The following is a 12,106-nucleotide window of genomic DNA, read 5'->3' on the forward strand; positions in this document are numbered from 1 at the left end:
TGCTCGTTGACGCAACGTCTGGCGCGAGCGAGCAAAAGCCGGCGAGCTCCCATCGAGCGAACCCTCGATCGCCCGCCGCGCAGCGGACGCACCAAACACGCTTTTCTCGTCGGTCCGGGGCCACGCCGCGGCGCAGCCGACCGAGCTGCGCGAGTGCTCTGATGGTCGCTCCGCGCGGCTCGGAGAGCGAGGCAAGATCCCTTCTCCCACGCGCGTCTTTCATGGCACTGCCAATGCATGTGGCCAGGTAAGCAACGAATCGTTGCTGGGCCAGAGAAGCCAGAGAAGGCGTTTCCTGGCTCGGCTGCAACAAGCAACAACCCGAAGCTGGAGGACTGAACACCATGAAATCTGTACATCGTCTCATCGCGTCGGCGGTCGTGGCATCCGGATGGCTCGGCGCTACCAGCCTGGCGTACGCGGACGTCATTCCCCCCGCCAGCGGCGGAGGCGGCCCCGCCGCCCTGGCGACGCCGGTGGCCGCTTCCGTGATGAGCTTCCTGGCCATCGCCGGACTCGTGGGGTTGCCCCTCGCGCTCCGGCGGCGGCATCGCGAAGCCCTCGGGTGACGCAGCGCGAGCGCCCGTCATGATGGACGTCCTCCTCTCGCCGCTCGACCGCCTGCGGCGCGCCTGCTTCCGCCTCCTGGGCCGCCACGTGGCCACCTGGGTCGCTCGGCGGGACGTCCGCGTGTCGGCGCTGGGGACCATCGCCGTCGTGACGGCGCTCTCGGGCGCGCTGCTGGCGCCGACATGGCTTCTGGCGCTCGGTCCCATCGTTCTCGGCGTCCCTCACGTGCTCGCGGACGTCCGTTACCTCGTCGCGCGCCCGGGCCTCCACCGGCGCGGGCTCGCGGCGCTCGCCGTGGCCGCGCCGCTCGCCGCCGGCGCGGTGACGAGCCGCCTCGCGTGCGGGCTCCTGGCGGCGGTGGCGGCGGCCTTCGTCGCGAGGGGCACGCGCTGCCGCCGCGCCATCGCGATTGCCTGCCTGGCGCCGCTCGTCCCCGTCGCCGTGGCCTTCCGCGGCTGGTCCGAGCTGGTGTTCGCGCACGCCCACAATGCGATCGCCGTCGCGTTATGGTGCGCCTGGCGGCCGCGGCGGACACGCTGGCACCTCGTGCCCCTCGCGCTGTTCCTCGGGTCGTCTGTCGCGCTCGCGACAGGCCTCCTCGATCCGCTCTGGCGCGCCGCGGCCGCGGCGCTGCCCGGGCTCGGAGCGCCGATCCACGCCCACGTGCGCGACCTCGCGCCGCGCGCGCCGGGCGACCTCGGCGTCCGCCTCGTGCTGCTCTACGCCTTCGCGCAGTCGGTGCATTATGCGGTCTGGCTGCGGCTCGTCCCGGAGGACGATCGCCCCCGCCCCGCTCCGCGCGGGTTCGTGAGCAGCTGGCGAGCGCTCGCGGACGATCTCGGGCGCCCGTTCCTCGGGCTCACGGCGGCCGCCGCGCTCGCGTTGATCGCGTGGGCCTGCTTCGATCTCCTGGCTGCGCGCGCCGGCTACCTTCGATTCGCGGTCTTCCACGGGCACCTCGAGCTCGCGGCCGCGACATGGCTCTTCATCGAGCGGCGCCGGATGGCCGGGGCCGGCGACCCGGGGCAGCAGCGGCGCTGGCCGAGCCCTCGATGCACGGCCCTCGCGCCGTCGTGCGCATGATGCGCTGGGCGGTCGCCTTTGCGTTCACGCAGCTCGTCGAGGTGCCCGTGTACCTCGCCGCGATGCGCCGACAGCGCTTCGACGCGCGGCGCGCGGTGCGCTTCTGCGCCGCGTTCGGCGCGAGCGCGCTCACACACCCGATCGTCTGGTTCGTCTTCCCGCGCCTCCTGTCGCGCCAGGGCTACTGGACCCTGTTCGCGGCGGCCGAGGCGTTCGCCGTCGTGGCCGAAGGCTGCTATCTCGGCCTCTTCGGCCTACGCCGCGCGTTCCGCTGGTCGCTCTGCGCGAACGCGCTGAGCGTGGGGCTCGGCCTTGCGCTGCGGAGCTGCATGGGCTGGCCCTGAGATGACTGGCTGTCTGGGGCACCCTCATCGAGAGCGCCCTTGCGGTGAGGTGCGCAATGGGCGTCGGCGTCGGGCCGAGCGCCCTGAACGCCGTTGCGGCCAGGGGCGCCGCGTGAGATGCTCCGGCCGTGGCATTCATCCGGCTGCGCTGAGCCCGGCATCCTCGTCCTCCCCGTAGCCCCGGCGCGACCGGGTCGGCGTGGCGAGCGCGCGGGTGCCCGTCCGTGCCCTGTCTTCCCCCATGACGCGGAAGACCGGGGCGCGGAGCCTCACGCCCGGCAGCCCGGAAGGAGCATGCCACGCACGCCTGGCCGGTCGTGAGCTCGCGCCGCGAGTCTTCCCCATCCACGCGCGCCGCCCTGGAAAGGCGGCGCGAAAGAGGCTCGCTCTCATGACCGAACGTACAAGCACCCCATCCACGTCTCCTTCGTCCTTTGCGCCCATCGACTCCGTCGCTGCGCTCCTCGATGCGGCGCGCCGCGAGGGGCTCCGTCTCGTCACGTCCCACGCCGACTTCGACACGAGCGGGCTCGATTTCCTCGTCGTGCACGCCCACGACGAGGACGGCGTTCCGTGGGTCGTGCGCACGCCGCGCCGCCTCGCGGTGGTCGCGTCGGCCCGCGTCGAGGCCCGCGTGCTGGCGCTGGTAGGCCCGCGCTTGCCGGTGGCCGTGCCGGACTGGCGCGTGCACACCGACCACGTGATCGCCTATCCGCGCCTCGGCGACGTGCCCGCCGTCTCCTTCGATCCCGAGGCGGGCCCGCGCTGGAGCCGCGTCGATCCCGCGGCGCCGTCCGAGGTGTTCGTCGCGTCGGTGGCCGAGGCGCTCGCGGCGCTCCAGCGCGTGGACGCGGCAGAGGTCCGTTCGGCGGGCGTCCCCGTGAAGTCCATCGACGAGGCGCGCGAGCTCCACGCGCGGGCCATGGACGAGACGCGCGCCGCGCTGGCGCCCCCGGACGCGCTGTGGGCCCGGTGGCAGCGCTGGCTCGAGGACGACGCGATCTGGCCGCGCCACCTCGCCCTCGTGCACGGCGATCTCCACCCCGGCCACATGCTCCTCGACGAGGGCGGCCGTCTCACGGGGATCCTGGACTGGACCGAGGCCCACCTCGGCGATCCCTCGGTCGACTTCGCGCTCTTCGTCGGCGCCTTCGGCAAAGCCGCGCTCGACGCGTGCATCGCGCGCTTCGAGGTCGCCGGCGGCAAGACGTGGCCGGGACTCGCGGCCCACGCCGGCGAGCGCTGGGCGGCGTTCCCCGCGATCGCGGCGAAGTGGGGAGTCGAGTCCGGCGATGAGGGCGTGATCGCCCACGCGCGCAACCTGCTCGCAGGGATCGCGGCCGAGAGCGGGTGAACGCCGGCGCGCGCGACGCGCCCCATCAGCCACTGAAATAATGCGCTGCGTTGTGAGCCCGCGCATGTTCAGCCGCTGCGGCCCTGGGTAGCCTCTCCGCATGAGCGGAGGACACGGCGCGGATACCGGTGCCGCGGATCGCGCGCTCGTGCTCATGCTGCTGGGCACGGTGCTGCTCGTGTCGCCTGCGCGGCTGCTCTGGGCCCGCGGCCTGCTCGCGGTCGCCGCCGTCTTCGCGGTGTGGGCCGCGCTGATCGCGCTCGCCGTGCTCGCGACGCGCGCCGACCGCGCCGACCGCGATCGCGGCGAGCCCCCCCGCGACGAGCGCGAGCGCGGCGGCTCCGCGCCCGGTGACCGTGATCGAGGGCCGCCGTGATCGACGTCGGCGTCCTCCTCTTCGCCACGGTGGCCTGGCTCGCCGTGCTCGCCGCGATCGCGCTCGCCGCGCAGCGCGAGCGGATCCCCCGCGCGCTGGCGCGCCACCCGCTCGTCCTCGCCCTCTCGCTCGGCGTCTACGCCTCGTCGTGGACCTACTACGGCGGCGTCGGCTTCGCGCAGCGCCACGGCCTCGTCTTCCTCGCGGTCTACCTCGGCCCGACGCTCGCGTGCATCGCCACCCCGCTCCTCTGGTCGCGCGTCCTGCGGATCACGCGCGAGCAGCGCCTCTCCTCGCTTGCAGACCTGTTCGCCTTCCGCTTCCAGAGCCCCGCGGCGGGGGCGGTCGTCGCCGCCTTCTCCGTCGTCGCCAGCGTGCCCTACGTCGCGCAGCAGTTCCGCGCGACCGAGCAGTCGGTCCGCGTGCTCTCCGGGCCCGGGCACGAGGAGGCCGTCGGCGCCGTCTTCTGGGCGCTGCTCACGCTCTTCACGGCGTTCTTCGGCGCCCGCCCGGCCGCCGAGCAGGGGCGCGAGGACGGCCTCGCGGCGGCGGTCGCGTTCGAGTCGGCGGCGAAGCTCGCCGTGCTCGCGGCCGTGGGCCTCGTCGCCGTGCTCGGGGCCTTCGGCGGAGCGGGCGGGCTCGCGGGCTGGCTCGGCGATCACGCCGCCGAGGTCGAGGCGCTCGGCCGCCCCGTGCGCGAGGACAGCGGCTGGACGTCGATGCTCGTCATCAGCTTCGCCGCCGCCTTCCTGCTGCCGAGGCAGTGGCACATGGCGTTCGCCAGCGGCGCCGGCGACCGCGCGCTCGCCAAGGCGGCCTGGGCCTTCCCGCTCTTCCTGCTAGCCCTCAACCTGCCCGTCCTGCCCGTCCTCTGGGCCGGGACCCGCCTCGCGCCGGCCGAGCCCGCCGACAGCTACGTGCTGCTCGTGCCGCAGCTGCTCGGCCAGGGCTGGCTCGCCCTCGCCGCGTTCATCGGCGGCATCTCCGCGGCGAGCGCCATGGTCATGGTCACGGCCGTCGCCCTCGCGAGCGCCAGCGCCACGCACCTGCTCCTGCCGCTCGCCCGGAGGACGCTGCGCCGCAACGTCTACGCGCGCGTGCTGTGGCTCCGCCGCGGGCTCCTGATCGTCATCCTCACCGGCGGGTGGCTCTTCCACCGCGCGCAGCCGCACCGCGGGCTGCTCGTCGAGAGCGGCATCGTGTCGTTCGTCGCCTTCGCGCAGTTCCTGCCGGGGCTCTTCGCCGCGCTCTTCTGGGAGCGCGCGACGCGCGCCGGGTTCCTCGCCGGGCTCGTGGCCGGCATCGGCACCTGGACCGCCACCTGCCTCGCGCCCTTCCTGCCCGAGCTGTCCGGGCTCGACCCGGGGTGGCTCGATCTCCTGCGCGAGGGCGCGGGCCGGGCCGACCCCGCCGTGTACGTGACGGTCACGGACACCTGGTCGCTGCCCACGTTCGTGTCGCTCGCCGTCAACGGCGCCACGCTCGGGCTCGTATCGCTCCTGCGCCCCCCGGCCGAGGAGGAGCGCGAGGCGGCGCGCCTGTGCACGCGCCGCGAGATCGGCCCGTCGGTCGAGCGCGCGACCGTGGCCTCGAGCGTTGGCGCGCTGGAGGAGCGGCTCGCGCGGCTGCTCGGCCGCGAGGCGGCCGCGCTCGAGGTCACGCGCGCCCGGATCGAGCTCGACATCCCGCGCGACGAGACGCGGTCCACGGAGCTCCACGCGCTCCAGGAGCGCCTGCACCGCAACCTGTCGCCGCTCGTCGGCCCGGTGCTCGCGAGGACCGTCGCGGAGGCGGACGCGCAGGGCGCCCCCGCGGCGTTCGGCAGCCGAGCGGCGAGCGGCGCGCTCACCGAGGAGCTCCGGTGGCTGGAGCGGCGCCTCGCGCGCGGGGAGGCCACGACGACGTTCGTCGGCGCCGCGAAGGAGCTCGACCTCCTGCGGCGCTGGCTCCGCTCGGTGCTCGCGCAGCTCCCCCTCGGCGTCTGCGCCGTGGGCTCCGACGGCGCGATCAGCCTCGTGAACCGCCGCCTCGAGGCGCTCGTCGGCGCCGAGGAGCGCGACCTCGTCGGGGCGCCGCTCGACCGGCTGCCGGCCCCGTTCGCGGAGCTGTTCGCGCGCGCCGCCCGCGCCGCCTCCGCGGGCGAGGGCGGCGCGGACGAGATCGAGGCGCACGTGGCCGGCCGCGCGCGCTCGCTGCGCGTCCACCGCGCCGCGCTCGACCCGCTCGACGCGCGCGCCGCCTCGGGGGGCGTGGTCCTCCTCGTGGAGGACCGCACCGAGCAGCGCGCGCTCGAGGCGCAGCTCGCCCACCGCGACCGCCTCGCCCAGCTCGGCCGCCTCGCCGCCGGCGTGGCCCACGAGGTCGGCAACCCGCTCACCGGCATCGCCTGCCTCGCGCAGAACCTCCGCGCCGAGTCCGACAGCGACGAGATCCGCGCGCGGGCGGGCCTCATCCTCGGCGAGGCGGCGCGCATCGAGGCCATCCTGCGCTCCCTGCTCGACCACAGCCGCACCGGCGCCGTGCAGAAGCCCGGCGAGGGCGCGCGCGCGCGGGTCGGGCGCGTGGCGCTCTCCGAGGTGGTCGCCGAGGCCGTGCGGCTCATCCGGCTCGACCGCGCGGCGCCCCACGTCCGGGTGGACCAGGCCTGTCCCGACTCGCTCGTCGTCATCGGCGACCGGCGCGAGCTCGTCCAGGTCTTCGTCAACCTGCTCGCGAACGCCCGCGACGCGTCCGAGGCCGGCGCGCTCATCGCCGTCCGAGGGTGGATCGAGGCCGGCCAGATCGTCGTCGAGGTCGAGGACCACGGCAGCGGCATCCCCGAGGAGCTCCTCGCCGCGGTGCTGGAGCCGTTCGTGACGACGAAGCGCGACCCGAGCGGCACGGGGCTCGGCTTGCCGCTCTCGCGCTCGATCGTCGAGGATCACGGCGGGACCCTCGCGCTGCGGAGCGCGGTGGGGCGGGGGACGACGGTCGTCGTCCGGCTGCCGCTCGCGGGCGCGGGGTGAAGCGGTCGGCGCGGGACGTCGGGTGTTACCGATCGTAACGAGACGTGGCCGAACGAGCCTGCCAACGTGCTTGCCCCGTGGACGAACAGGTATTCTCAAGGCTGCTTGCGTGGTATTCAGATCAAAGAGAGCAGCATTCCGCGAGCCGGGGGTGACAGGGGCATCGCCCCGCGCGCTGCCCGGCCCCTCCTCCGCCATCGCGTGCGAGGGAGGACGAGCCATGAATGACACCCTGGCTGCCTCTTTACCGCTCGGCGCGCCTGTAAGCCCGTCTCCGGCCCTCTCGACAAGCGCTGGAACTCCTCCGAGGAACCGTTCCCATGGCACAGACGTCTCCCCAAACCTTCGCCGTGAACCCCACGAGCCCGGCCCCCGCGGCCGCCGGGCGTGAGGTCGTCGACAGCTCCACGCTCTGGAAGGTCATCTTCGCGTCCGCTGGCGGTACGATGATCGAGTGGTACGACTTCTATATCTTCGGGAGTCTCGCCGCGATCATCTCGACCCACTTCTTCCCGAAGGACAACCCGACCGCGAGCTTCCTCTTGACGCTCGGCACGTTCGCCACGGGCTTCGTCGTCCGCCCGTTCGGCGCGCTCGTGTTCGGGCGCGTCGGCGATATCGTCGGCCGGAAGTACGCATTTCTCGTGACGCTGCTGCTCATGGGCGGCGCGACGGCGGTGATCGGCCTCCTCCCCACGTACGAGAAGATTGGGCTCTTCGCCCCGCTCGCGCTCGTCCTGATCCGCCTCGTGCAGGGCCTCGCGCTTGGCGGTGAGTACGGCGGCGCGGCGGTGTACGTCGCCGAGCACTCGCCCGACGAGAAGCGCGGCTTCTACACCTCGTTCATCCAGATCACGGCGACGCTCGGCCTGTTCGTCTCGCTGGCGGTGATCCTCGGGACCCGCCTTGTCGTGGGCGAGGACACGTTCAAGGACTGGGGCTGGCGTATCCCGTTCCTCCTGTCGGTGTTCCTCGTCGCCGTGTCCTTCTACGTGCGTACCCGCCTCAAGGAGTCGCCGATCTTCGCCAAGCTCAAGGCCGAGGGGAAGACGTCGGCCGCGCCCATCAAGGACAGCCTCGGCAACAAGCGCAACTGGAAGGTCATCCTCGTCGCCCTGTTCGGCGCCACGGCAGGTCAGGGCGTGGTCTGGTACACGGGGCAGTTCTACGCGCTCTACTTCCTGCAGAACACGCTGAAGGTCCCGTTCGTCACGGCCACCATCGTGGTCGCCGCCGCGCTCGCCCTCGGCATGCCGTTCTTCGTGTTCTTCGGCTCGCTCTCGGATCGCATCGGCCGGAAGAAGATCATGCTCGCGGGCAACCTGTGCGGCGCGATCGGCTTCTTCCCCGTGTTCTGGGCGATGAAGCAGAACGCGGACAACCCGGTCGTGCTCACCGCGCTCGTGTTCGTGCTCGTGCTGTTCGTCACGATGGTCTATGGCCCGATCGCGGCCTACCTGGTCGAGGCCTTCCCTGCGAAGGTGCGTTACACGTCGCTGTCGATCCCGTACCACGTCGGCAACGGCGTGTTCGGCGGGCTCTTGCCGCTCATCGCCTCGTCGGTGACGGTCGCGACGGGCAACATCTATGCGGGGCTCCTCTATCCGATCGCGGTGGCGCTCATCACCGTTGTCGTCGGCGGGCTCTTCCTGAAAGAGCGGAGCGACGTGCGCCTCTGGGACGAGCTCGATCGCCCGGCTTGACGGCGATCTCCGGGCGGACGGAGCGCTGCTCGCGCGCCGTCCGCCGCCTCCCGCTCCTTGCAGATCCGTGAGATACGGGCTCAGCCGTCAGGCTCCGGAGCGAGGCATACGAAGGTACGCCGCCGCGAGCCGAACGACGCGGATGAGCCTGTGGAGCTGAGGCATCTCCTCGAATTTTCGCGCTCACCTTGTCTCCGTAATATACCTGTCATTTCGGCTCTCTAGGCGCCGGGCATCGTCCACGCAGAGCTGGTGGGGGCTCGGGCCCGGTGGCGCGGGAGGCCTCGGCGAACGGCCCGGCCCCCGTGGGGTGTGGTCGTCGCGCGCGGCACGGACGGGCTGAACTCGCCTGGGACGTCCTGTGCCCGACGTGCTGCGCACGCCGGACACAGGACGTCATTGGGGCTCAAACATCAGCCCGTCCGTTCCGCGCGCGACGACCACACCCCACGGGGGCCTACGGGATGTGGGACGGCATGGGGTGAGCCTGGGCGACGAGGCGATTCAGCTGAGAGGCGCTCTGTTACCGCGTCGCTCGAGCGCGGCCCTGATTTCGAGCACGAGCCACAGAGGTCGCGAAGGCACAGAGAGGTGCACCCGTGTGCTCTGTGCACCCATGGTTCAAATAGTTTCTCTCGAAGGAACCTGGATGACCGTGGGAGACGCGATGTTGGTGAATCGCGTCGATGAATAGTTTTGTTGCTACTGATGGGCTTCAAGGCCTCCGATGTGCACTGTGCTTCTTCGTTACATCGAACCACAGCATGGTATTGACGCATCGCCTGCTTGAGAGAGCAATTGTGCTTGACTCGGTACGTGGTGTGATCGAAGGGTCTCTCGTCGGGAATCTGGAAATCGGGGGCTGCGAAACAAAGATAGGTTGAGCGCGCCGTGTCATCTGCTTTGCGCGCGGCGCGTCGGCGTGGCATCTTACTGAACTTGCTTGCGGCCATCCGGCCGCTCCTAGGAGAAAATTTATGCGCTTTGCTAGCTCGCTGAGCTTCGGCTTGGTTTCGATCGCTTGCTGCCTGGCTGCCTGCATTGCTTCGTCTCCAGATGACGAGGAGATCCTGTCGCTGGAGGACGAGCTGCTCAGCTCGGACGGGACGATGTCGGCGGAGCTGTCGTACCAGTCGCAGTGGCCGACGGGGTACTGCGCCAACGTGACCGTGAAGAACGGGAGCTCCAAGGCGAGCACCTCGTGGGGACTGGCGATCGGGCTCAACGGAGCGACGCTGGCCAACTCGTGGAACGCGCGGGTCACGCAGTCGAATGGGACGCTGAACGTGACCAACGAGAGCTACAACGGCTCGCTGGGAGCAGGAGCGTCGACGACCTGGGGGTTCTGCGCGAACGGCACGGGGAAGCCCTCGATCACGTCGGTCAACGGCAACGGGAACGGCGGCTCGACGTCAGTGAGCTCCAGCAGCAGCGCTTCGAGCAGCTCCAGCAGCGCTTCGAGCAGCTCGAGCAGCAGCACCTCGGCCAGCTCTGGCGGAGGCGGGAGCGGAGGCGCGGGCGGGAGCGGCGGCGCGGGCGGGAGCGGAGGCGCGGGCGGCAGCGGAGGCTCGGGCGGCAGCGGTGGAGGCCCGGTGGTCAATTCCGGCCTCCCGACGCCCCCAGGCCCCAGCAACGTGGCGAAGCCGTCGGGCGCGGCCGGCGGGTTCAGGGTCATCAACTGGGCCGGCTTCACGGGCGCCGTGTCGTACACGTTCGACGACTCGAACTCGAGCCAGATCCAGAACTACGACACGCTGAACGCGCTCGACGTTCCGTTCACCTTCTACCTCCAGACCGGCAAGACCGAATCGACCAATTCGGTGTGGCAAAGGGCGCTGAACGACGGGCACGAGCTCGGCAACCACACGAAGAGCCATTCGAGCAACGACAGCGGCTCCGATACGGACGCCGCGACGCAGTTCATCGAGAGCAGGTTCGGCACCAAGGTGTGGACGATGGCGGCTCCGAACGGCTCGTCCGTGTACTCGAGCATCGCCAGGACGCGCTTCCTCATCAACCGCGGCGTGGCCAACAACCTCATCGGCCCGAACGACTCGACCGATCCGTTCACGCTGCCCTGCTACATCCCGCCGACCGGCGCCTCCACGGCGACGCTGGATCAGCAGGTCACGAGCGCGCGGGACGCCAAGAAGTGGCGCACCGTCCTGGTGCACGGCTTCACCGGCGGCTCCGATGGCGCCTATCAGCCCGTACAGCTCCAGGCCTTCGTCGATCACGTCAAGCACTCCAAGGCGCTCGGCGACATGTGGCTCGACAGCGTGGTCAACGTCGGCGCTTACTGGCGCGGCCAGAAGGCGGTCTCCTCCGCCTCCTCGTCGACGTCCGGCGGCGCGACGACCTACACGTGGCAGCTGCCCGACCACTTCCCGCCGGGCAAGTACCTGCGCGTGACGGTCACCGGCGGCACGCTCAAGCAGAACGGCGTTCCGCTGAGCTGGGATCCGCACGGCTATTACGAAGTGGCGCTCGACGCGAAGTCCGTGACGCTGTCGCCGTGACGAAGCGGGCCCGCGCCCGGCGGGCCCCCTCCCGCCGCGACGCGCGCGGGCCGAGCCATCCGGACCCGAGTCAGCCGCGGAGCGCTCTGTCGCCGAGCGGCTGCAGCTCGCTCCTGGCCTCGTGAGAGAAGGAATCGACGAGGCGCAGAGGGCACGGACGAGAGCGCGAAGGGGTGGTGGGGGCTTTGGCAGAAGGTGGGGACGTTGAACCGCCAAGACGCCAAAAGACGCCAAGAGAAAAATTAATAATCTTGGCGTATTTGGCGTCTTTTGGCGCCTTGGCGGTTCCATCGTTCCGGCAGGGTAGGGGAGTTCCCCCGCCTCCCCGCGAAGGCGCTCTGTGTCCTCCGCGGGTCCAACGTGGCATCTTATGGAGTTTGCTTGCTCTGGTCGGACTACAACGCCGATCTCAAGCCGCTGACCGGGCAGACCCGATCGATCCCGATGTTCGTGTCGCAGCAGCACACCTATCCGAGCGGCTCGAACCAGCGGTCGGCAGCCACGCTCGCGCAGTGGCAGGCCGGGATCGACCGCCCGGGCGACATCATCTGCTCCGGGCCGAAGTACCAGTACCCGTACGCGAGCGACAACATCCACATGACCGCGATCGGGTACGAGCGGCTCGGCGAGAAGCTCGGGCAGATCTATAGCGAGAAGGTCGTGCAGGGCCGTGACTGGCAGCCGCTCCAGCCGACGCGGGTCGAGCGCAGCGGTCGCGTGATCACGGTGCACTTCCACGTGCCCGTGCCGCCGCTCGCGTGGGACAGCTCGCTCCCCTCGCCGCACCAGAGCGCGCTCACCGAGTGGGCGCAGGGGCGCGGCTTCGAGGTCCGCACGGCGAGCACCAGGATCCCGATCAGCTCCGTCGCGATCTCGGGCGACACGGTGCGCATCACGGTCGGCAACGATCTCCCCGCGACCGGCGTCTGGGTCGGCTACGCCATGACCAGCGACGGCACGGCGTTCTCCGGCCGGACGTGGCGCTCGGGCCAGCTGCGCGACTCCGATCCCTTCGTCGGCTCGATGACGGGGACCGCGCAGCCGAACTACGCGGTGGCGTTCGAGATGGCCGTGCCCTGAGCCTCGCCGGCGCGGCGCGCCATCGGGATTGCGCCGCCGAACTCGACGGCCAGACGTCTGGTGACGGACCGT

9 protein-coding genes are annotated in these 12,106 nt (G+C 71.3%); all 9 read left to right on the forward strand.

The features are described 5' to 3' along the window. The first annotated feature begins 344 nt into the window (after positions 1-344). The 9 genes from WMF29_RS15075 (at position 345) to WMF29_RS15115 (ending at position 12,034) form a co-directional block, all read left to right on the forward strand. Positions 345-569: a hypothetical protein gene (locus tag WMF29_RS15075; RefSeq protein WP_437329495.1), complete on the forward strand. Its 225-nt coding sequence runs from the start codon at positions 345-347 to the stop codon at positions 567-569. 19 nt (positions 570-588) lie between these two features. Next, positions 589-1,653, forward strand: a complete 1,065-nt coding sequence (locus WMF29_RS15080; protein ID WP_437329496.1) for a hypothetical protein — start codon at positions 589-591, stop codon at positions 1,651-1,653. Further along, on the forward strand, positions 1,623-1,997 hold the full coding sequence (locus WMF29_RS15085; RefSeq protein ID WP_437329497.1) for a hypothetical protein: 375 nt from the start codon (positions 1,623-1,625) through the stop codon (positions 1,995-1,997). The genes WMF29_RS15080 and WMF29_RS15085 overlap by 31 nt, the downstream gene beginning before the upstream one ends. Positions 1,998-2,388: 391 nt before the next feature. Then, the gene (locus WMF29_RS15090; protein ID WP_437329498.1) at positions 2,389-3,351 is read left to right on the forward strand and encodes a macrolide 2'-phosphotransferase; all 963 of its coding nucleotides are present in this window, start codon (positions 2,389-2,391) and stop codon (positions 3,349-3,351) included. Between the two features lie 100 nt (positions 3,352-3,451). Next, positions 3,452-3,727, forward strand: a complete 276-nt coding sequence (locus tag WMF29_RS15095; RefSeq protein WP_437329499.1) for a hypothetical protein — start codon at positions 3,452-3,454, stop codon at positions 3,725-3,727. Next, positions 3,724-6,732, forward strand: a complete 3,009-nt coding sequence (locus tag WMF29_RS15100) for an ATP-binding protein (RefSeq protein WP_437329500.1) — start codon at positions 3,724-3,726, stop codon at positions 6,730-6,732. Before WMF29_RS15095 ends, WMF29_RS15100 begins: the two co-directional genes overlap by 4 nt. Positions 6,733-7,052: 320 nt before the next feature. Continuing rightward, the gene (locus WMF29_RS15105; protein ID WP_437329501.1) at positions 7,053-8,435 is read left to right on the forward strand and encodes an MFS transporter; all 1,383 of its coding nucleotides are present in this window, start codon (positions 7,053-7,055) and stop codon (positions 8,433-8,435) included. A 977-nt stretch (positions 8,436-9,412) separates the two neighbouring features. Continuing rightward, positions 9,413-10,954: a cellulose binding domain-containing protein gene (locus WMF29_RS15110; protein WP_437329502.1), complete on the forward strand. Its 1,542-nt coding sequence runs from the start codon at positions 9,413-9,415 to the stop codon at positions 10,952-10,954. Between the two features lie 360 nt (positions 10,955-11,314). After that, positions 11,315-12,034: a hypothetical protein gene (locus WMF29_RS15115; RefSeq protein WP_437329503.1), complete on the forward strand. Its 720-nt coding sequence runs from the start codon at positions 11,315-11,317 to the stop codon at positions 12,032-12,034. The last annotated feature ends 72 nt before the right edge of the window (positions 12,035-12,106 follow it).

It is taken from the genome of Sorangium sp. So ce381 (assembly GCF_051473845.1).
GTDB lineage: Bacteria > Myxococcota_A > Polyangia > Polyangiales > Polyangiaceae > Sorangium > Sorangium atrum.